The organism is Acinetobacter sp. CY73 (genome assembly GCF_059515865.1).
Genome location: NZ_JCAKMZ010000015.1, coordinates 39,052 through 61,108 on the forward strand (window position 1 = coordinate 39,052; position 22,057 = coordinate 61,108).

19 protein-coding genes, 1 pseudogene and 1 riboswitch are annotated in these 22,057 nt (G+C 40.7%); of the genes and pseudogenes, 7 read left to right on the top strand and 13 right to left on the bottom strand.

What is annotated here, in order from left to right:
• Nucleotides 1–32: 32 nt before the first annotated feature.
• From thrC to xerD, 4 genes are all read right to left on the bottom strand, one after another.
• The gene (gene thrC, locus AC5YD2_RS08780; protein WP_496125969.1) at nt 33–1,172 is read right to left on the bottom strand and encodes a threonine synthase; all 1,140 of its coding nucleotides are present in this window, start codon (nt 1,170–1,172) and stop codon (nt 33–35) included.
• A gap of 56 nt (nt 1,173–1,228) precedes the next feature.
• Nucleotides 1,229–2,533: a homoserine dehydrogenase gene (locus AC5YD2_RS08785; RefSeq protein ID WP_496125970.1), complete on the bottom strand. Its 1,305-nt coding sequence runs from the start codon at nt 2,531–2,533 to the stop codon at nt 1,229–1,231.
• 124 nt (nt 2,534–2,657) lie between these two features.
• Entirely contained in the window at nt 2,658–3,473 is an 816-nt protein-coding gene (locus tag AC5YD2_RS08790) for a DsbC family protein (RefSeq protein ID WP_496125971.1), read from the bottom strand.
• A 197-nt stretch (nt 3,474–3,670) separates the two neighbouring features.
• On the bottom strand, nt 3,671–4,588 hold the full coding sequence (gene xerD, locus AC5YD2_RS08795) for a site-specific tyrosine recombinase XerD (protein WP_496125972.1): 918 nt from the start codon (nt 4,586–4,588) through the stop codon (nt 3,671–3,673).
• A 173-nt stretch (nt 4,589–4,761) separates the two neighbouring features.
• Here xerD and AC5YD2_RS08800 point away from each other — a divergent pair, with 173 nt between their 5' ends.
• The 5 genes from AC5YD2_RS08800 to ftsW all read left to right on the top strand — a co-directional run bounded on the left by AC5YD2_RS08800 (nt 4,762) and on the right by ftsW (nt 9,913).
• Entirely contained in the window at nt 4,762–5,022 is a 261-nt protein-coding gene (locus tag AC5YD2_RS08800; protein ID WP_496125973.1) for a FeoA family protein, read from the top strand.
• The gene (feoB, locus tag AC5YD2_RS08805) at nt 5,019–6,875 is read left to right on the top strand and encodes a ferrous iron transporter B (RefSeq protein ID WP_496125974.1); all 1,857 of its coding nucleotides are present in this window, start codon (nt 5,019–5,021) and stop codon (nt 6,873–6,875) included. Before AC5YD2_RS08800 ends, feoB begins: the two co-directional genes overlap by 4 nt.
• 60 nt (nt 6,876–6,935) lie before the next feature.
• Nucleotides 6,936–7,187: a DUF6587 family protein gene (locus tag AC5YD2_RS08810; protein WP_496125975.1), complete on the top strand. Its 252-nt coding sequence runs from the start codon at nt 6,936–6,938 to the stop codon at nt 7,185–7,187.
• A 162-nt stretch (nt 7,188–7,349) separates the two neighbouring features.
• Nucleotides 7,350–8,696, top strand: a complete 1,347-nt coding sequence (gene murD / locus AC5YD2_RS08815) for a UDP-N-acetylmuramoyl-L-alanine--D-glutamate ligase (protein ID WP_496125976.1) — start codon at nt 7,350–7,352, stop codon at nt 8,694–8,696.
• 20 nt (nt 8,697–8,716) lie between these two features.
• Nucleotides 8,717–9,913 carry a putative lipid II flippase FtsW gene (gene ftsW, locus AC5YD2_RS08820; protein WP_496125977.1) on the top strand — a complete coding sequence of 399 codons (1,197 nt, stop codon included), beginning with the start codon at nt 8,717–8,719 and terminating at the stop codon, nt 9,911–9,913.
• 108 nt (nt 9,914–10,021) lie between these two features.
• On the opposite strand, the gene AC5YD2_RS08825 is transcribed toward ftsW, so the two are convergent.
• The 7 genes and pseudogenes from AC5YD2_RS08825 to AC5YD2_RS08855 form a co-directional block, all read right to left on the bottom strand.
• A complete protein-coding gene (locus AC5YD2_RS08825; RefSeq protein WP_496125978.1) occupies nt 10,022–10,249 on the bottom strand; it encodes a zinc-ribbon domain-containing protein in 228 nt (75 codons plus the stop codon).
• Between the two features lie 194 nt (nt 10,250–10,443).
• A complete protein-coding gene (gene gluQRS / locus AC5YD2_RS08830; RefSeq protein WP_496125979.1) occupies nt 10,444–11,367 on the bottom strand; it encodes a tRNA glutamyl-Q(34) synthetase GluQRS in 924 nt (307 codons plus the stop codon).
• 1 nt (nt 11,368) lies between these two features.
• On the bottom strand, nt 11,369–11,893 hold the full coding sequence (dksA, locus tag AC5YD2_RS08835; RefSeq protein ID WP_496125980.1) for an RNA polymerase-binding protein DksA: 525 nt from the start codon (nt 11,891–11,893) through the stop codon (nt 11,369–11,371).
• A gap of 209 nt (nt 11,894–12,102) precedes the next feature.
• Nucleotides 12,103–12,909, bottom strand: coding sequence for a 3',5'-cyclic-AMP phosphodiesterase (cpdA, locus tag AC5YD2_RS08840; RefSeq protein WP_496125981.1), 807 nt, complete (start codon nt 12,907–12,909; stop codon nt 12,103–12,105).
• Between the two features lie 11 nt (nt 12,910–12,920).
• Entirely contained in the window at nt 12,921–13,541 is a 621-nt protein-coding gene (locus tag AC5YD2_RS08845; RefSeq protein WP_496125982.1) for an NUDIX domain-containing protein, read from the bottom strand.
• Between the two features lie 76 nt (nt 13,542–13,617).
• A pseudogene (thiC, locus tag AC5YD2_RS08850) lies at nt 13,618–15,513 on the bottom strand (phosphomethylpyrimidine synthase ThiC).
• A 141-nt stretch (nt 15,514–15,654) separates the two neighbouring features.
• A riboswitch (TPP riboswitch) is annotated at nt 15,655–15,764 on the bottom strand.
• 107 nt (nt 15,765–15,871) lie between these two features.
• Complete coding sequence (locus tag AC5YD2_RS08855) at nt 15,872–16,930, bottom strand: hypothetical protein (RefSeq protein ID WP_496125983.1); 1,059 nt, start codon at nt 16,928–16,930, stop codon at nt 15,872–15,874.
• A 285-nt stretch (nt 16,931–17,215) separates the two neighbouring features.
• Here AC5YD2_RS08855 and abuO point away from each other — a divergent pair, with 285 nt between their 5' ends.
• Together abuO and phoU are read left to right on the top strand one after the other, a co-directional pair.
• Complete coding sequence (gene abuO, locus AC5YD2_RS08860) at nt 17,216–18,550, top strand: multidrug efflux outer membrane protein AbuO (RefSeq protein ID WP_496126000.1); 1,335 nt, start codon at nt 17,216–17,218, stop codon at nt 18,548–18,550.
• Nucleotides 18,551–18,782: 232 nt separating this feature from the next.
• Nucleotides 18,783–19,508, top strand: a complete 726-nt coding sequence (phoU, locus tag AC5YD2_RS08865) for a phosphate signaling complex protein PhoU (RefSeq protein ID WP_496125984.1) — start codon at nt 18,783–18,785, stop codon at nt 19,506–19,508.
• 728 nt (nt 19,509–20,236) lie between these two features.
• On the opposite strand, the gene AC5YD2_RS08870 is transcribed toward phoU, so the two are convergent.
• Both AC5YD2_RS08870 and argH read right to left on the bottom strand, forming a co-directional pair.
• A complete protein-coding gene (locus AC5YD2_RS08870) occupies nt 20,237–20,506 on the bottom strand; it encodes an oxidative damage protection protein (protein ID WP_496125985.1) in 270 nt (89 codons plus the stop codon).
• Between the two features lie 11 nt (nt 20,507–20,517).
• A complete protein-coding gene (argH, locus tag AC5YD2_RS08875) occupies nt 20,518–21,948 on the bottom strand; it encodes an argininosuccinate lyase (RefSeq protein WP_496125986.1) in 1,431 nt (476 codons plus the stop codon).
• Between the last annotated feature and the right edge of the window lie 109 nt (nt 21,949–22,057).

The following is a 22,057-nucleotide window of genomic DNA, read 5'->3' on the forward strand; positions in this document are numbered from 1 at the left end:
CAGGGCTTTTTATTTTCATTCAGAAGATGAAATTACATATTTGAAAGAATAGATGTTTTCACTTGATCCATTGTTGCATCAATTGAAAGCATGACAGCATCTTGGCATTGTTTGATCGCTGTATCAGGATCTTTAAGACCATTACCCGTGACTGTACATACAATCACTGAACCTTCTTTGATTTTACCTGCTTTGATGTCACGGATTGCACCGCCTACAGAAGCAGCAGAAGCTGGTTCAACGAACACACCTTCATACATAGAAAGTAAGCGTTGAGCTTCCAAAATCTCAGCATCAGTCAATTCATCAAACCAACCATTTGAATCACGAACCACAGCTTTAGCATGGTTGAAGCTTTGTGGATTACCGATACGAATAGCAGTTGCAACTGTTTCAGGGTTTTCGACTGGGCCACCACGTAAGAATGGCGCAGCGCCTGAAGCTTGGTAACCCGCCATGATGGGTAAGCCCGCAGGTTTTGGACCTGTGAACTGATCAGTAGTAGCATCATAAACCACTTGTTCAAACTCGTCTTTCGACTGGTTTGCAACAGCTTCTGTATAACCCATCCAGTGTGCCGTGATGTTTCCAGCGTTACCTACCGGTAAGCAGTGGTAATCAGGCGCACGACCTAGCGCTTCTACGATTTCGTAAGCAATGGTTTTTTGACCTTGCAAACGGTACGGGTTGATTGAGTTTACAATCGTGACTGGCGCTTGGTCAGCCACTTCTTTCACCAGACGCATACCGTCATCGAAGTTACCGCGAATTTGCATGGTGATCGCACCGTACATCATCGCTTGCGCCATTTTACCCATGGCAATTTTGCCTTCTGGGATAAGAACAAACGCTTTGATGCCTGCACGTGCCGCATAAGCAGCCGCTGCCGCTGAGGTATTACCTGTAGATGCACAGATAATCGCTTTAGAGCCTTCTTCAACTGCTTTTGTCACAGCCATGGTCATACCACGGTCTTTAAATGAACCAGTCGGGTTTAAACCTTCGTACTTCACATAAATTTCAACATCTTTACCAATAATGCCTGGAATATTCTCAAGCTTAATCAGTGGCGTATTACCTTCGCCTAATGAAATTGCACGAGTTGTTGCAGACACTGGTAAGCGGTCGCGATAACGGTCAACTAAACCAGTATAACGAGTTGGATTCGACATGATGATGTTCCAATTGTATGTAGAGCTTGGTTAGGGGAATCATCCCCTCAACCCGATTAATTATCAAGCGATTCTAAACGAATTCGCACAATTTCGCCATGAATTGCTGACAAAGCTTGAATTTGTGCTAAAGCTTCATCCATTTTTGATTCAACGATTGGATCAGTCAAAATCACGATTGGAATTAAATCTTTTAAGCGCGGCTGTTGCATGATGGCATCGATACTGATCCCTGCACGACTTAAAATAGTCGTCACATCTGCAAGAACGCCTGTTTGATCTTCGGCATTAAGACGAATGTAGTGTCCTGTGGTCATTTCTTCACGGCTTAAAATAGGCAAGTCGCTTAGATTTTCAAATGCCAACTGTGGAATTGTACCTGCACCATCTTCTGTGTAGAGAATGTCACGGACGATATCGACCACATCAGCAACCACAGCAGAAGCTGTAGGACCCGCACCTGCACCAGCGCCATAATAAAGCGTTGGACCAACAGCATTGGATTGAACAAGAACAGCATTCTTCACGCCATTTACATTGGCCAATAATTCTTCAGCTGGAATCAGGGTCGGATGTACACGAAGTTCGACACCATGTGCAGCACGACGTGCAATGCCAAGGTGTTTGATACGGAAACCCAGCTCTTCAGCATATTTCACATCTTGCGCTGTAATTTTACTGATGCCTTCGGTGAATACTTTGTCAAACTGAAGTGGGATACCAAAAGCAATTGAGGCTAACAGAGTCAGCTTGTGTGCAGCATCAATCCCTTCCACATCGAATGTTGGATCCGCTTCTGCGTAGCCAAGTTCTTGAGCTTCTTTCAGTACATCTTCAAAAGTACGACCTTTTTCGCGCATTTCTGAAAGAATAAAGTTACCTGTACCGTTAATGATGCCTGCAAGCCAATCAATACGGTTAGCAGATAGACCTTCACGAATCACTTTAATGATTGGAATACCGCCAGCAACTGCAGCTTCATAAGCAATTTGTACTTTATATTCATCAGCAGCCTTAAACAGGGCAGTACCATGCTCAGCAAGTAAAGCTTTGTTTGCCGTAACCACATGCTTACCATGCTTCATGGCTTCCATGATGAGTTCATAAGCAGGGTGGATGCCACCCATCACTTCGACGACAACATCAACATCGGGCTGACGGACAATTTCCATCAAATCAGCACTTTGTTTAACCGAATCAGCAAGATTAAGATCTGGACGTGGGCGGCGAGTTCCAACATGTGTAATTTGAATTTCACGATCGGTGCGACGTCTAATTTCAGCAGCGTTTTCTTGTAATAGTTTAAGGGCTCCACCACCTACGGTTCCTAGACCGAGTATAGCCAGACGAACTGGTTTCACGTCACACTCCAAATTAGTTTAAAAATTTTGTTGATGCTAGATCATAGCTAAAAAGCCAGCCAATCTCTAGCACATATCTATATTTATCTTTAGGTATAAAAAACAGTAATTTAATTTATAAATATTAGTTATTTAAGCGTTTGGATAGTTCTGCTGGTGTCAGGTAGCCACCCAAATAAACACCCGCTTCATTGTAGATCGCAGGAGTACCATTTACGCCGATACTTTGTCCGAGTTTGTATTGATCTACAACAGGATTTTTACAACTTGCTGGTGGAAGTTGAGCACCTGCAATGGCTTGATCAAAGGCAACTTTACGATCAGCACTACACCAAACGCTTTGCATAGCAGGAATAAATTGATCGCCTCTTGGCCACGCGATATAACGTACTTCGATTCCAGCCGAATTGATCTCATCCATATGTTCATGCAATTTGTGGCAATACGGACAGCTAATATCGGTAAATACATACACGACATGCTTGGTTTTGCCTTTGGCTGGATACACAATCAAGTCTTCAACTTTCAAAGAAGCTAGGGCTTTTTTGCTGACTTCGGATTGGAATGATTCACCGACGTTATGCAAAGTTTTATCACCTAAACGAATGAGTTCACCTTCAATTAAGTATTTCCCATCGGCTGTGGTGTAAATCGGAGACATCCCTTCTAAGTTCACCCAATAAATATTTGGTACTTCAGTGGCTTTGATTTCAATAATTTTGGCATTGATCTTGGCGGTTTTAAAATTCTTTTCTAAATTTTGAATCAATCGCTGTTGTGCATTACGTTCAGTCAGATTAGATGCTTGTCCTGTGGCAGGTGCGGTTGCTGTAAGAGTGCCATCATCCTTTTTAGGTTGATCGGATTGAGAGCAGGCTGTGAGCATAAAGCTGGTTGCGAGTGCGCACATCAATACTAATTTTGAACGGGTAAAATGCATAAACAACCCTTTAAAGTTTTACATTATTGTATGAGGGACAAGCATACCAAAAAAAGACGATGTTTCAAAAAACTTAGATGACTGTTGCGCTTGGCTTATCACTAATATCTAGCTTCAATCTTTGATGACCACCCAAACCCTAAACTTAAACGTTAGAATTTAAAAATATCTTATTTCTCAAGGCCTGACTCAGTGAATTAAGCACGAGGATGGTGTGTAGCATGAAGGTGTTGCATCCGAATTTGCGCCACATGGGTATAAATTTGTGTTGTTGACAGATCACTATGACCCAGCAGCATTTGTACCACACGTAAATCTGCACCGTGATTGAGCAGGTGGGTTGCAAACGCATGTCTTAAAGTATGTGGTGAGAGTTCTGTTTGAATATTGGCTTGTAAGGCATAGCGCTTAATGGCATACCAAAAATTTTGACGACTCATGATGCCACCATGTTGGGTCAAAAAAAGATAATCCGTTGCAGACTTGTAGAGTTGTGGACGAGACTCTTGAATATATTTCTCAATCCACTCTGCTGCGATTTGCCCCAATGGAACAAGACGCTCTTTATTGCCTTTTCCAAGAATCCGTAAATAGCCTTGATTGAGATTAAGCATATCGACACGGAGATTAATTAATTCACTGACCCGTAGACCACACGCATAAAGGACTTCGAACATGGCGCGATCTCTAAGCCCTAACGCCGTATTGGTGTCTGGTGCATGAATCAAAGCTTCGACATCTTGTTCTGATAAGTCTTTAGGTAAAGCACGACCAAGCTTCGGTGTTTTATGCGATGCAACAGGATTGTCTGTTCTGAGTTTTTGCTCTCTTAAAAACTTATAAAATGATCGGAGTGCTGAAAGTGTCCGCGCAATAGAACGTGGGCTTTTCCCGATTTTAGTTAGATAAATGAGCACATCCGAAATATCATCGTGATTCCAATCTTGCATAGATTTGGATGTTGCCTGACTGCATTGAATCAAATCAGAGAGATAGGCATTTCGCGTATGTGGACTGACGGTTTGTGCAATCAAGTAATCTTTAAAGCTTTGTAAGAAGAAAAGCTGTTTTGGAATGTTTACTGCAACAGGAATACGCGGTTTTTTATTTAGCATGATGCTCTCAAAATTAATTTATTAAACCGATAAATATGATTGGTTTAATTGACCCTATTATCATAATAATCTGAATTTGATGTGTTATAACAGATGCGAATCATTATCTAGCTTATTTGGTAATTATTCTCATTTGTTTGTATACTGTTCAAAATATTAAAGGGTTGGATGCAGTGCGTTTATCTGATTTAAAGGTTAAACAATCAGCCATCATTAGCAAAGTCAATCGAACTTTGGATGGCGAAATCTCAAGCGATTTGGTCGCGAGTCGATTAGAAACTCTAGGTTTTATTCCAGGTACAAAAGTGCAGGTGATTACCAAAGGGATCTTTGGTGGTGACCCGATTTTAATCCAAATTGGATTTACACGATTTGCACTGCGTAAAAATGAAGCTGAAAAAATTGAAATTCAACTCGAGGGAGCATCTGCATGAGTGATGCATTACGTATTGCCCTTGTAGGTAACCCGAACTGCGGTAAAACATCTCTATTCAACCATTTAACGGGGACACGCCAAAAAGTTGCGAACTATGCAGGTGTGACCGTTGAACGTAAAGTTGGTCATTTTACTTTAGCTTCTGGCAAGCCAGTTCGTGTATTGGATTTGCCAGGGACTTATAGTTTAGATGCAACCAGTCCTGATGAAGAAATTACCCGCGATGTTGTGCAAGGTAAAATTGCAGAAGAAGGTCAGCAAGATGCGTTCTTGTGTGTGGTCGATGCAACCAACTTAAAGCTACATCTAGGGCTTGTACTTGAGATGATCAATTTGGGTCGTCCAATGTTGCTTGTTTTAAACATGATGGATGAAGCACGCCGTCGTGGTATGCAGATTAATATCCAAAAGTTGTCTGAGCGTCTAGGTATCCCTGTTGTTGAAACGGTTGCTGTGCGTAATGCAGGCATTGAAAACCTAATGAACGCCTTGGATCAAAGCAAATATACCGTTCCTCAAACCGAACTCACAGGTTTGAAGGGCACAGATCATGAAAAAGTTGAAGCGATTGTTCATGATGCCGTGCAATTCATTGAGCAAGATGACAAGCGCTCAGCTTTTCTGGATAAAATTTTCTTACATCCAATTTTGGGCTTAATTAGCCTTGCAGTGATGATGTTTGTGATTTTCCAAGCTGTCTTTGCTTGGGCTGCACCATTTATGGATGGTATTGAAAGCTTATTCGGATGGCTCGGTGAGTTGGTTGGAGGCAGTATTTCGCATCCCTTACTCAATAGTTTGGTCGTGGACGGGATCATTGCGGGTGCTGGTGGGGTGTTGGTCTTCTTACCACAAATTTTAATCCTGTTTTTATTCATTTTGATTTTAGAAGAGTCAGGCTATTTACCGAGAGCAGCATTTTTGCTCGATAAGCTGATGTATAAATCAGGTCTATCAGGTCGTGCATTTATTCCATTACTCTCAAGTTTTGCCTGTGCGATTCCCGGGATTATGGCATCACGGACCATTAGTGATCCGCGAGATCGTTTAACCACGATTTTTGTCGCACCTTTGATGACGTGTTCAGCACGTTTGCCTGTCTATGCTCTGTTGATTGCAGCATTCATTCCTGATCAAACGGTGGGTGGAATTTTCAATCTGCAGGGTCTAGTGTTGTTTGGCTTGTATATGGCTGGGATTGTCAGTGCACTATGTGTGTCTTTTGTGATTAAGTTTTTCCATAAAGACAAATCACAGCATATGCTGTTGATGGAATTACCGAGCTATCGTTTTCCTGACTTAAAGAATATTTGGATTGGTTTGCTTGATCGTGCCAAGATTTTCTTAAAGCGTGTCGGTGGGATCATCTTTGCATTGTCTATCTTGCTTTGGTTCTTGTGTACATTCCCACAACCCCCTGAAGGTGCAACGCTTCCTGCGATTGACTACACCTTGGCTGGCATGTTGGGTCATGTATTAGAGCCGATCTTTGCACCACTCGGTTTCAACTGGCAGATCTGTATTGCATTAATTCCTGCGATGGCTGCACGTGAAGTTGCGGTGGCTGCATTGGGTACTATCTATGCATTGTCTACAGTCGATGAAGATGCCATGTCTGAAGGTCTTGCGGCAATCATTAGTGGTGGTGGTGAGCTTGGATGGTCAATGGCAACTGGTTTGGCTGTCTTGGTTTGGTTTATCTATGCACCACATTGTTTACCGACATTGGCGACAGTTCGTCGTGAGACAGGTTCATGGAAAACTGTAGGCATCATGACGGCGTACTTGTTTGGTTTGGCTTATTTAATGGCGTTCTTAACATATCAAATCACTTCACGCATCTTTGTATAAATGATCGTGTGTAAATGATTTTACGTAATTGATCTTGTGTAAGTGATTGAGGAGAAAGAAATGATTGAAATTGCAATTATTGCTGCTTTGGTGCTTTGGAGTACGGTTGTTGTGTTTAAGAAGGTTTTCCCGAAAACTTCAAATTCAGTTTTCTCTTCTTTATCGACGGCATGTGATAAGCGAGGCTTGAATCAATTAGCCAAATGGTTACAACCCACGCTGGCTTCAGGTTGTGGAGGTAATTGTAGTTGTCCTGCAACTGAAGAAAAAAGTCCCAACAAATCTGAAATTCAAGCGGTGAAGTGGAAGTAATCATAGTTTGATGTTTCGATTAAAAAAAAGCCGTCTATTTAGACGGCTTTTTTTACGCACGGACACAAAATAATTGTCATAAAATGAAAACAAAAAAAGCAATAAAAACGGCAAAGTGCTAACATTTTGCAGATTTAAAAATATCAATACTGGTGGGGTAAAATGTTAATACAACGCGGTGGGCTTAAAGTTGTGGCTGGACTTGGAATTTCGGGTGTTTCAGCAGTCAATTTTTTACATGAGAAGGGCTACCGTGTTGCAGTCACCGATTCCCGTGCTGTTCCTCCGGGTCATGATCAAATTCCTGCAGAGGTACAAACCAGTTTTAGTCAATTTGATCAAGAATTATTGCTCAGTGCAGAAGAAATCATTATCAGTCCAGGTTTAGATCCAAAACTACCTGAAATTCAAGTGGCGATTGCCAAAGGCATTCCTGTGATCAGTGAGATTCAGGTGTTACGCCGTGCAACCGATAAACCTATTGTGGCAATTACCGGTTCAAATGCAAAAAGTACCGTGACGACCTTAATTGGTTTGATGGCTGAAAATGCCGGAAAAAAAGTGGCGGTAGGGGGGAATTTGGGACGTCCTGCTTTGGATCTCACCAAAGATGATCCTGAGCTCTATATTTTAGAGTTATCAAGCTTTCAGTTAGAAACGACATCAAATCTCAATGCTGAAGTGGCAGTAGTGTTGAACCTGAGCGAAGATCATTTAGATCGTCATGGCGATATGATGGGCTATCACACGGCCAAGCATCGTATTTTCCAAGGGGTGAAGAAAGTTGTCCATAACCGTGATGACTCTTTAACACGTCCTTTGGTTCCAGATGCAACACCCATGCAAAGCTTTGGTTTGAACGCACCTGATATGAATCAATATGGCGTGTTGCGTGAAACAGATGGCACGATGTGGTTAGCACGTGGCCGTGAACGTTTGCTCAAGAGTTCAGACATGTATATGCAAGGTACACATAACGTAGCAAATGCTTTGGCATGTTTAGCTTTGGGTGAGGCGATTGATTTACCTTTAGACTCAATGCTTGAAACGCTTAAAACCTTCAAAGGTTTGGAGCATCGCTGTGAGTTTGTGAAAGATGTCAATGGTGTTCGCTATTACAATGATTCTAAAGGCACGAATATCGGTGCAACCTTAGCTGCGTTGGATGGTTTGGGTGCTGCAATTGAAGTTGAGCAAGGTAAAGTGGCGATTATTTTGGGTGGTCAAGGCAAAGGTCAAGACTTTACCGCACTGCGTGAGTCACTTACTAAGTTTGCAAAAGTTGCCGTGTTGATCGGTGAAGATCGCCCTGTGATTGAAAAAGCGATTGAAGGCACGACCACCTTATTGCATGCTGAATCTTTAGCGGAAGCGGTTGCACTGTGTCAACAACACACTCAACTGAATGATGTGGTATTACTGTCACCAGCATGTGCGAGTTTTGATATGTTTAGTGGCTATCCACAGCGTGGTCATCAATTTATTGCTTTAGTGAATGAGCTACATTAAAAAAGAACAAGGAATAGATTATGGCTGGGTTGGCTCAGACAACGATCAATAAAATTTCTCAAAAATATAATCACTGGTTGCCTCGTGTACCCAGTGAAATTACGCCTAGAAATGTACTGATTTTCTGTGTGATTGTATTGCTATGTATTGGTACAGTCATGGTGGGTTCGGCGTCGATGCCGTATGCAGAACGATTGCATGAAAATCCATTTCACTATGTCATTCGTCACGCGATTTCAATTGTAGTTGCGTTTGTCGCAGCGCTGTTGGCATATCGTATTTCGCTGAATACATGGTTTAAGAATACCTTTCCCTTATGGTTGGTGACCATTGTATTACTGATCGCGGTATTGGTCGTCGGTTCAGAAGTCAATGGTTCGACCCGTTGGATTCGTGTGGCTGGATTTACCTTCCAACCCACAGAAGCTGCCAAGTTGATGATGGCAATTTTTACTGCAGATTATGTGGTACGCCGTGCCGAAGAGGTTCGAAACAATGTTAAAGGTTTAATCCGCTTAGGTGTGATTATGCTATTAACAGTGGGTTTGATTATTGCAGAGCCAGACTTAGGGGCAACCGTGGTGATTGCGCTGACGATGCTGGGTGTATTCTTCTTAGCAGGTGCCCCGTTGATTCAATTTGGTATTGCACTCGGTGCGATTCTGGGCGCATTTGGATTTTTGATTGTATTTGAGCCTTATCGTTTTGAACGTTTGATTTCCTTTACCAACCCTTGGGCAGATCCACTCGGTACAGGTTACCAGTTGACCAATGCACTCATGGCGTTTGGTCGTGGAGAATGGTTCGGTGTTGGACTCGGTCACAGCATCCAAAAGATGTCCTATCTGCCTGAGGCACATACGGACTTTATGCTCGCCATTTTGGCAGAAGAGTTCGGCTTTCTGGGCATTACCACCGTCATGGTGTTGTCTTTTCTGATGGTGGCTTCATGCATTAAGATCGGTCATCGTGCGCTTAAGCATCAATATCTGCGTGCAGGCTATTTGGCTTATGGCATCAGTATTATTTTCTTACTGCAGATTATTGTAAATGCGGGTATGAATTTAGGGATTTTGCCAACCAAAGGTCTAACATTACCCTTCATTAGTTATGGCGGTTCATCTCTCATTATGTGTGCTGTAATGATCAGTTTGATGTTGAAAATTGATGCAACAACGCGAGAGAAAAATAGCGCTAAAGAAGAGTCAAGTTTCTAATTTGACTCGAATCTTCGATCGATTCATTCGAAATATTAAAAAGCAGAATCTCTATTGATTTAGATGTTCTGCTTTTTTGTTGGGTATTCGAAGGGTGAAAACATTAATTTAAGGATGATTGGTTAAGACCATCGGTGGCATATGTGTTCCACAGTTTAGACAAACGACTTGTCCTGACTTAGGTTTTGAAAGTGGGATCAACGGAATAAAAAATAAAGAAAAATAGTTGCGCTGTTGTTTCATTTCATATGCGCTATAGGTTTTGCAGACTGGGCATAAAAATTGTCCTTTGTCTGTCTTCATTGTTTTAGGTCCCACACCAAAAATAAAAAACATATCAAGCTCCTATGATTGAAGAGGATGAATGCTTTAAGCATTCCATCTAAATGATCAGGTTGAAATCAATATAGATACAAAAGCAGATAAAAACTGTTCATATCTTGTGATTAAAGATCATTTGAATCACTTTTATGAGTCAAGCATGATTTTATAAAGTCTTAATTTTAATTGTGTTATATCGAGTTTGAATCTTATTCAAAAATCCCATGAATCGTTGTGCCTTTGGGTATACGATTACGATCCCATTGTTGAACAGCTTGTATAAGCATATTTCGTGGTCGATCTAAGTCGACAGCTTTTTGACCTAATGCGTTGAGCGCTTTTAACAGTAATTCGGGTGCATGTTGAATATTGAGTGCTTGGGCATGGTTTTGTTTAGAAAGCTTGTCACCACGATCGTTCATCGCTAAGGGTAAATGCATATAAGTGATCTCAGGGTAACCCAATACCCGTCCTAACCAGATTTGCCTTTCCGTATTGTCCAAAAGATCTGAACCACGAACGACATGATTGATCCCTTGCAAGTAATCATCCACCACGACTGCCAGTTGATAGTTAATAATGCCATCACGGCGTTTTAGGACAAAATCACCCAAATCTTGTTTTAAGTTCGAACAATGTGTGCCTTGCAATAGATCATCAAAACAGATCAGCTCGTCATTCACTTTGAGTCGAATGGCTTGATCTTCAAAGGCTAAATTTAAACCCTGACAAGTGCCTTGATAGATATGATTTGAACCCAGCATCTTACGTGTGCATTGGCATGCATACACCCAAGCTTGTTGATGGAGTTGTTCGAGTATTGCGTGGTAGAGTTCGAGGCGATCTTTTTGGAAGATAATTTCGCTGTCTGAATGCAGTTCGAATGCATCTAAGCATTTGAGGATATGTTCTTCACTGCCAGGATAGATACGCGGCATATCGGTATCTTCAATACGAACCAGCCACTGCCCGTGTTGAGATTTGGCTTCGCAATAGCTAGCAACCGCAGTGATCAATGAGCCAAAATGCAAAGGGCCGGTTGGCGAAGGCGCAAACCGACCCCGATAAGCCACCACCTGATCTGTCTCCTCCTTGTGCAAAGGAGAAGTGAGGAGGGGATTATTCGAATACATATTAACCGTTGTTTTGCTTCTCTTTGATTTCAGCCAAAGTTTTGCAGTCAATACATAATGTTGCAGTTGGACGTGCTTCTAAACGGCGCAGACCAATTTCGATACCACACGTTTCACAGAAACCGTAATCATCATTTTTGATCGTTTCAATAGACTGCTCGATTTTACGAATCAATTTACGCTCACGATCACGAGTACGTAATTCAATCGCAAACTCTTCTTCTTGAGTTGCTCGGTCATTTACGTCTGGAAGTGCAGTATTTTCATCTTGCATGGTGTTTAGAGTACGGTCGACTTCGGACATAAGCTCTTCTTTCCACGCCAATAAAATTTTGCGGAAATGTTCAAGCTGTCCTTCGGACATGTATTCTTCATTTTTTTTCGGCTGATAAGGCTCGATGCCAAATAGACTTGCTGTTGTACCGCCTTCAGAAGCCTTTGGCTTGGTTTTACGCACACGTTTAGCTTTCTCTTCCACTACAGTGTTTGCATCATCCAAGACTTGATTTTGGTTTTCATTCGCCATAAAGGGCATTCCTCATCATATACGTATATATGTGTACGTAAAAAATATGGTGATATCCAAATATTTTTATCGCTCCCGATAGATTGGAGCCATCGGGGGCGTCATCATATAGATTTTTTACTAAAGATGAAAGTGATGTATATCGGGTTTTATCTTTATACAAATCCATTTGGTCGAATAAACTAATCGATATTCAATCAAAAGAAAAGCTAATATCCTGAAATATCTTGATTAATATGCTGTGTAAAGTGAGTTAAGCGATGAACTTGCGTCTCAAAGGTACTATTGTCTTTTAAAAGTAAGCATCTGTAACCTGGTGCAGCACTATCTAAAGCAAAATCATAACTTTTAGGTTTAAATTGAACAGACGTGGATGGTGTCGATAGAAAGTGGATTTGATTCCAGATATTCAGCGAATCTTGATGCACATGACCACAAATCACGGCACGAATTTGCTGATACTCTGCCAAAACATTTTTCAATTCATCGCTGTTCTTTAGTTTGTGTTGATCAATCCAATGTGATTGCATCTCGAGCGGATGATGGTGACAAGCGATGATCACATTATTGTGTTGGGTTTGTTCTAATATTTCACGTAAATGTTGAAGCTGTTCAGCTTGAATCCAACCGTCAACTTTACCCGTAACAGCGCTATTTAGCAAAATAACACGCCAATTGGCAAAAGACAGTACTCCAGGCATGGGCTCAGGCGTTAAAAATGGAAAATGAATGGCATTGTCATGATTCCCAGGAATTTGATAAAAAGGGATATTCAAGCTTTGCATATACTGCTGATAACGAGCATAGGTTTCAGGTTCAGCCACTTGGGCTAAATCACCTGTGTGAACAATGGCATCAATATCTGAATAATTTTTTAAAATGTCTTCAATCACGGCATGGAAACTTTGCTCAGGATTCATTTTAACAAAAGTGGAGCTGACCTGATCCATCAAATGCGTATCAGTGATTTGAATAATGATTTTTTCAGTGCTTTGTTGTTTTTTTAATACTGTCATCGCATATCACGCTATGAATTTGAGTTTAATACAAGGTGTTGTTTCAACCATTGCAAAGCCATAATCACAGGGGCATTTCTAAGCTGGCGTGATTTGAGGAGTTCATCCAAATGTGCATAGTTGAGAAGATGAAGTTGAATATTTTCACCTTCATCGGGCATTCCAAAGATGCCCCCTTGTTCAGGTAATTCAGCTTGAGCAACATATAAATGGAAAATTTCATCACATGCACCGGCTGAAGGGTAAAAGCTAAATAAATGTTCTAGCTGATCAATTTCACACCCTGATTCTTCTAAGCTTTCACGGCGAATACAGGTTTCAGGTGATTCATCTCCATCTAAAACGCCTGCAATGATTTCTAACTGCCAAGGTGATACCTCATCATCTATGGCACCAATACGAAATTGTTCAATTAAAGCAAAGCGTTGTTGCTGGTCATTATAAATCAGTACACCGGCAGCTTCTTTACGATGAATCAATTCACGATGAATGAGTGCGGTATAGGCCGTTTGATTAAAAAGTTGATGGCGAATGCTGACTTTCTCAATCTGAATAAATCCTTTATAGAGATATTCACGAGAATGAATTTCAAAATCTTTATTGTTATATGTTGCTTGTTGAAGGATTTTCATTCGTCAAAAGTTAGGATGAAATTATTCTTTTCATCCTAACCGAAGATTTTAGAAAGACAAATAAAAATTTATGAATTTATTGCTGTTGATACAATTTTTCCCCTTGTTTTTGAAATTCCATTTTCATGGTTTCCAAACCTATTTCTATTTACTGATCGCTTTGCTCGCAACTCATCGCATCTTTTTGATGAAGCGCATAAGATCTCACATTTTGAGTAATTTTCATTGAGCAGAACTTTGGTCCGCACATTGAACAAAAATGCGCTGACTTATGCGCATCCTTTGGCATGGTTTCATCGTGCATGGATCGGGCAGTATCTGGATCTAAACTGAGGTTAAACTGATCTTCCCAACGGAACTCAAAACGTGCTTTAGAAAGGGCATTATCACGCACTTGAGCACCTGGATGACCTTTGGCTAGATCGGCTGCATGCGCTGCAATTTTGTAGGTAATGATGCCATCTTTCACATCTTTTTTATTGGGCAAGCCAAGATGCTCCTTTGGTGTGACATAGCAGAGCATCGCTGTGCCGTACCACCCAATCATCGCTGCACCGATGGCAGAGGTGATGTGATCATAGCCTGGTGCAATATCAGTGGTTAAAGGTCCAAGGGTATAGAAAGGCGCTTCCTTACAAACTTCGAGTTGGAGATCCATATTTTCCTTGATCATATGCATCGGTACGTGACCAGGACCTTCAATCATCACTTGAACATCATGTTTCCATGCCCGATGTGTCAGTTCACCTAAAGTTCTGAGCTCCGAAAATTGAGCTTCATCATTGGCATCTTGAATACAGCCCGGACGTAAACCATCTCCTAGGCTGAAAGAGACGTCATAGGTCTTCATAATTTCACAAATGTCGTCGAAATGCGTGTAGAGAAAATTTTCCTGATGATGCGCGAGGCACCACTGTGCCATGATCGAACCACCACGGGACACAATACCTGTGAGGCGATTTGCAGTTAAAGGAACATATCTTAAAAGTACGCCTGCATGAATGGTGAAATAGTCCACGCCTTGTTCGGCTTGTTCAATGAGCGTATCTCTGAAAATTTCCCATGTGAGGTCTTCGGCCACACCATCCACTTTTTCCAAAGCTTGATAGATCGGAACAGTACCAATCGGAACCGGAGAGTTACGGATAATCCACTCACGAGTTTCATGGATATTCTTGCCTGTAGACAGATCCATAATCGTGTCCGCACCCCAGCGGGTTGCCCAGGTCATTTTTGAAACTTCTTCATCAATACTTGAACCAAGTGCTGAATTTCCGATATTGGCATTAATTTTCACTAAAAAATTACGCCCAATAATCATCGGTTCAATTTCAGGATGGTTAATATTGGCAGGAATGATGGCACGTCCTTCCGCGATCTCTTTACGGACAAACTCAGGCGTAATTTGTCTTAAATTCTTTGCACCAAAATTTTCCCCACCATGCTGACGTGTATCTACACCATCGAGTTGTCGCTGATTTTCTCGAATTGCGATGTATTCCATCTCAGGGGTGATGATGCCTTGCTTGGCATAATGCATTTGAGTGACATTTTTTCCACGTTTCGCTTTACGTGGTTTTTGAATATGTTTGAAACGAATATCTGCTGTTCGAATGTCTCGTAAACGCTCTTGCCCAAATTTGGAACTCAGTGTGTCTAAAATTTCGGTATCGTTGCGTTGTTCAATCCAATTTTCACGAACGTTCGGCAAACCTTTATTGAGGTCAATGACAATATTTGGATCGGTATACACACCAGATGTGTCATAAACCATAATGGGAATATTTGTTGCACCACCTAACCCTGTCGGGGTGTCAGAGAGTGAAATTTCACGTACAGGGACTTGAATATCTGGTTGTGAGCCTTGGATATACACTTTACGAGATGCGGGTAAAATTCGAGTCAGGTCTTTAGCATCTTGCTCATGTTGGGCAGAGAGATCAGAAGAGGTGAGATTCGTTAATTGGTTCATTGCAATGATCCTTATGAATGACATCAACGAATCAAGCACGACCAAAAACGGTGGCGATTTACTCTATTTCTTTGCTTTATTTACAATTTTATTGCTATCAATAAAGCTATTTCCACTGAAATAGATCAAATGGGTGCGTTAGTTTTTAGATGGCTTGATTCCTACGCAGGTCTTAACCTGATCAGGTTCAACGGTACTCATCTTCATTAGATGATCTCAGCGAGGGATTACTCGCGCTCCGTCAAGCGATGTGAAGATACTAGCATATCTTCAAAAAAATTATTGAAATTGCCTGATCGATTGAATGGGCTTTTTTTTGATTTAAAAGAATAGAGATGAGGGAAAAGAAAACATCAGATTAATAGGAACGGCAAATCGCATCAGTAAAACAGTTACGTGTTTGAGCTTGCGTTAAATCAATGGGTTTTAAGTTTAGGTAGTGTCTCAGTTGAGCTTGTGGTGTTATATCTCCTACTTGAGAGGACGTTGTTTTTGTACGTTGCTCACTGTCTAATTCAATAAACTTAAGAAAGCGATGAGCTTGTTCGGCCAATATACTGTTTTGATGTGTAGCCAGTTGCTCAATTTCACTTAAAGTGGAAGGCTGAATATCAATCACCCCTTCAAAGTTGATTGATACAGGAGAGTCAGGTAACCCGATAAAGAAAAAATGACTATATGCATTCAGTAAATATTCCGCATCTCTCTTTAAGGGGCTTTGAGGATATTTTTTTAGGTAGGATTCCCAAAATAATGCTCGCTGTAATGTCTCTTGTGGTGAAATCATTAAGGTATTTTTATTAAACGTTGAAGTTTGATTTTGTTGACCCAGTTCAACCATGAATGCTTTTTGAGCTTCTGGGAAATAAGGTGCGAACACTTTGGCAAGATATTGTGAATTTCGCGTATAAGCTGTTTTTCCAGCACCAAGATCGCTAAGCTCAATATAAGCCTGACCCTTATGGCGAAGCAGATATTGATCACGTGGATGAAGTTGTTCTATATGACTTTGGTGAATCGTTGGAAAGGGCGATTGGTCAAAAGCATATTGGTCAAAGGCACGTTGTTGCTCAGGTGTCCGGTCAACGGTCAAAAAGTTTGCATACATTTGATCCGCCATCTTCATCAAACGCTTTTGCTCTTCAGCGCTAATCAGCGGTAAACACAGACGAATATCACGGTTGATTTCTTCTAAGGCAAATGTGGTTCGCTGTGCTGACATTGCAGCCATTTCTTTTTTTAAATTGCTACAGATTGCATCGACATCGGGTATGAACACACTGTTCTTTTGTTGTTGCTTAATTTCAGTTTTGACTTCTTCAGGTAAGATGGGTTTATTACATGCACCCAGCATGACACAAGCTATAAACATGAATAGAAGTGGATAAGATGAGCTGTATTTAAAATTTAAATTCATTTGACCATCGGGGATGAATTGAAAAGCAGTGAGTTGTGCAATATTGTTGCTGATGGTAGCGTGCTTCAAAGCTATAAATTGTATCGGATTCGCAATAAATGGTTAATCGGTAAGCAGATTTTGCATTAGTCTAGTGGTATTTATGTCACTGATTGTTGAAAAGTCATCAGACTGAAAAAATGTAATAAAAATGATACGTAAAAAGATCATGTTGGCATTAATATCAATGTTTGATGAAACGCAAAGATTATTTTATTCAAGTGCTTAAGGCTATGTACAAAAATGATGAAAAGAACCTTAGTCCTCACTAGCTTATTTTTACTTAGTCCGCTTTGTTCAGCTTTGGATTTGGTAGAAGCGTATGAACGCGCTAAAACTGCCGACCCAAACTGGCAAGCCAATTTATATCAATATCAAGCAGATCAACTGGATGTTGGAGTTGCAAGAGGGTATTTACTGCCGACGGTGACCGTTTCTGGAAATGTGACCCGTAAGCATCAAGACTTGAATGAGTCGAGTAGTAGTGGCGTTTTTGCTGGATCGAATTTAATGAGTAGCACCTCAACGACCAAGCAGGCTGCGATTACAGCAAGGCAGCCGATTTTTCGGGTTGATGCATGGCAAGGCTATAAGCAGGTGAAGACTTCAGTGCAACTCAGTGAAGTTAATTTAAAACTTCAACGTCAGCAACATTTGCTCAATGTTGCGGATGCTTATTTTAATGTACTTCGTCAACAAAGCCTAACTGCGACCAATGCTCAAGAAGAAAAAGCGCTCTTAGAACAACTCAATACGATGAATGCTAAATTGCGCGAAGGCTTGGTTGCAAAAAGTGATGTGAGTGAAGCCAATGCCCAATATCAAAATGCCCGTGCCAACCGTATTGCAACGGGTGTGCAACTCATATTAGCGCAAGAACAGTTGGCACAATTGATTGGTCCATATCAAGAAAAATTGGCAGTATTGCGTGATGATTTTCAATACCAAAAGCCTGTGCCAAATGTATTAAATGAATGGGTCAATTTAGCGCAAAATCAAAATTTAGAAATTCAACAAGCTCGGTTGCAGTTGCAATATGCCAATGATCAACGCCGTGTTGAACAGGCTGCGATTTATCCGCAAATCGATGCTGTTGCGACCTATGGTTATAATGCACAAAGCCCTAAAACCATGATTTCAAGTGATGGACAGTTTGACCAAGTGGGCGTGGAAATGAATTGGAATGTGTTCACAGGTGGTCGAACCAAAACCAATATTGAAAAATCTAAAAGAATCGTTCAAAAATCAGATGCGCAGTTAGATGCCGCAGTTCGTAAAGCCAATACCGATGTTAAAAAATCGTATTTGCAAGTTGAAACCGATCAGGCAACGTTACAAGCCCGCAAGGCTGCAATGGAGTCATCTGCCTTAGTCTCCAAAGCATCAAAAGCGCAATATGATGAAGGCTTGAAAAATATGGTAGATGTGCTTTTGGCTCAACGCAATGCATTTTCAACAAAACAAGAATTTGTGAATGCGCAATATGATTATGTCATGAATGTTCTGAAATTAAAGGCATCCGTCGGACAGTTGAATGAAGATGAAATTCGTCAAATGAATGCCTGGCTGACTTATAAATAATCAGATTTAGGATTTCCTCTCATTTTTGTAAGCCAATTTGAGCATCAGAGATCGAAGTTAAGATTTGATCTGATCGTAAATGGATCAGTATCAAAGTTGTATTGGTCTTTGTCATCAATTGTTCATAATTTGGGTGTTTAATACGGCTTTAAAATAGCAGAGTTGTAGTATTTACTCACTTTGTCAGAATGAATTGTTATAAACAGAAGTACATCGTATGGAGTAAAGCATCTTGAGCCCAAGTAACCCTATTCTTAGCCATCATATTTCTTCTCAATTTAATGAAGATTTACAGGATGTGCATACCAAATTTATGACCATGGGGGGCTTGGTAGAACAACAAGTTGCAAATGCAATTCACGCGTTGCTCGATACCAATGTGAATTTAGCAATCGATGTTCAATTTCAAGACAATGCCGTTAATCAATATGAGCGTGAAATTGATGAAGGTTTAACGTTGATTTTAGTACGCCGTCATCCTGCTGCAAGTGATTTACGCATGGTGATCGCGATGTCAAAGGCGAATACGGATTTAGAGCGTATCGGTGACGAAGCTGCAAAAATTGCACGTATTGCTCAGAATTTATGTGAAGAAGGTGAGTCGCCTCGTGGTTATATGGAAACTCGCCATATTGGAAATCAGGTTCGCGTGATGATTCATGATGCACTCGATGCTTTTGCACGTGTAGATGCAGAACAAGCATTAAAAGTCTTGTTGGCAGATGCCGATATTGACCGTGAATATCAATCGGCTACACGGACGCTGATGACGTATATGATCGAAGATCCGCGTCATATTTCTCGTGTATTAAATGTCATGTGGGTTCTACGTTCACTTGAGCGTATTGGGGATCATGCTCGCAATATCTCCGAGCAAGTGATCTATATGGCGAAAGGTTTTGATGTACGCCATACCAGCGTTGAAGAGATTGAAGAAAAGGTTCAAGGCGGACATTGATCCGATAGAATCTCAAAAGCCTCAATGTTATTGAGGCTTTTTTATGCCTTGCTCTTTATCGAATGGACTAAATGCTGGTTAGAGTGGGTATTGGTATATATGTCAAACGAATAGTCAATTTGAAGGCAAAAAAATTCCTAGATTTTGGGGGAAATCTAGGAAGGAAAACTGAATCTTTATTAAGGGATCAGTAGAATATTATCAACTGTGTTAAATTTTACATTAACTCAATCTTTTGTGATGAAATTAATATAACGTGTTTTAGTGTAATCGTCAGCTTGCTTATTGTGTCACTATGTAAAGATAATTCGCTTTAATGTAAAGTTAACTCTTTGTTTAGATTTAATAATATTCAAACAATGTCATATTTTGACATTGACAATAATGATCTTAATCACTAATTCAGCTCACTGAATTATTTTGCTGCTAATAAGTCAATCTTAAATTAATCTGAGGTCGAATGCGTTTAATGCTATGAACAATTTTTAAGCTCTTTTTTCTATCCCTAACTCAATATGCTCTATTAAAATAAATGGGCTTTATTTGAAGTATTCAGAAAGGGTCTTTTAAAGCCTTTTCGATGCTGAAACTACGCGCTTAGCTTATCTTGCCTAATTTTAGAGCTGTACATACAAAAGAATCACCTGTTACGGTGATTCTTTTTGGTCGAAGCCTACGTAAACCTTGGGTGTTTGTCCTGCGTAAAAAATAAAGCAATGCCTTCTTTTTTACTCAGGCTTTAGGCCTTCAGCTTTTTCGAGACTTTCATCATTACTGAAAAACTTCTCACGTTGTTCTTCAAGAAATTTTTTAGCATCAGGTTCAAACACGTTTAAACGTTTCTCATTAATCAGCGTCGTTTGATGTTTAAGCCACTCACCCCACGCTTGTTTAGATACCGTATCAAAATATTCCTGACCTTTTGCACCTGGGAACGGAGCAAAATCTAAGGCATCCATTTCGGTTTGATACTTACGGCAAAATACTTGTCGAGTCATCTTTAAGTTCCTTAAGCGTAAAGGGCTTCTAAGCGTGTATGAGCGCGTTCGATAGCAGCAGCCACTTGAGTCGGTGCAGTACCACCAATATGGTTACGTGCATTCACAGATGCTTCAAGTGTTAATGCTTTTTCAAATACATCCGCTTGAATTAAATCAGAGAATTGTTGTAGTTGCTCAAGTGTTAATTCAGACAAATCTTTAGATTCTTGAACACCGAGAGCAACTGCTTTACCGACAATTTCGTGTGCATCACGGAAGGCAACGCCATTCTTAACCAAGTAATCTGCAAGGTCGGTTGCCGTAGAGAAACCACGTAGTGCTGCTTCACGCATTACTTCAATGTTAGGAACGAGTGCAGGGATCATGTCAGCAAAAGCCATTAGACAACCACGAACGGTATCAATTGCATCAAACAAAGGTTCTTTGTCTTCCTGATTGTCTTTGTTATACGCCAATGGCTGACCTTTCATGAGTGTTAATAAGCTCATTAAGTCGCCATAAACACGACCTGTTTTACCACGTACCAACTCAGGAACATCTGGGTTTTTCTTCTGCGGCATGATTGAAGAACCTGTGCAGAAGCGATCTGGAATGTTTACAAACTTAAATTGTGCAGATGTCCAAAGAATCAGTTCTTCTGACATACGAGATAAATGCATCATGATTAAAGATGCTGCTGCATTGAACTCAATACCAAAATCACGATCAGATACAGCATCGAGTGAATTTTCAGCAATAGCTTCAAAACCTAAAAGTTCAGCCGTATATGCGCGGTCGATTGGGTAGGTTGTACCAGCAAGCGCAGCGGAACCTAATGGCATACGATTGGTACGCTTACGGCAGTCGATCAAACGCTCAGAGTCACGAACCAGCATTTCAAACCAAGCCATTAAATGATGACCAAAGGTCACAGGCTGTGCGGTTTGTAAATGAGTAAAACCAGGCATAATGGTATCGGTGTTTTGAGCCGCAAGACTTAAAATACCTTTTTGTAATTTTTGTAATAACTGCAAAATTGCATCAATCTCGTCACGGACATACAAACGGATATCAGTTGCCACTTGGTCGTTACGGCTACGACCTGTATGTAGTTTTTTACCTGTGATACCAATGCGTTGAGTTAGACGCGACTCAATGTTCATATGCACATCTTCTAAATCAATGCGCCATTCAAAATGACCAGCTTCAATATCTGCTTTAATTGCAGTTAAGCCTTCGATAATGTCGTCACGTTCTTGATTGGTCAGTACGCCGACTTTTGCAAGCATAGTTGCATGTGCAATGGAACCTGCAATATCTTGTTTATAAAAGCGTTGGTCAAATTGAACAGATGCTGTAAATTCAGCAACAAAAGCATCAGTCGCTTCAGAAAAACGACCGCCCCACATACCCGAAGTTTGAGTTTGTGACGGATTTGAGGAATGAGAAGAAGTGGTCATGAGAGCTCAACAAACTTTAAAGCAGTAATTTGAATCAGAGTATAGCAAATTCAACTTCACTTGCCGAAGCCTTGAACAACGATAATTGGTTAGATGATGAAGTAAATGA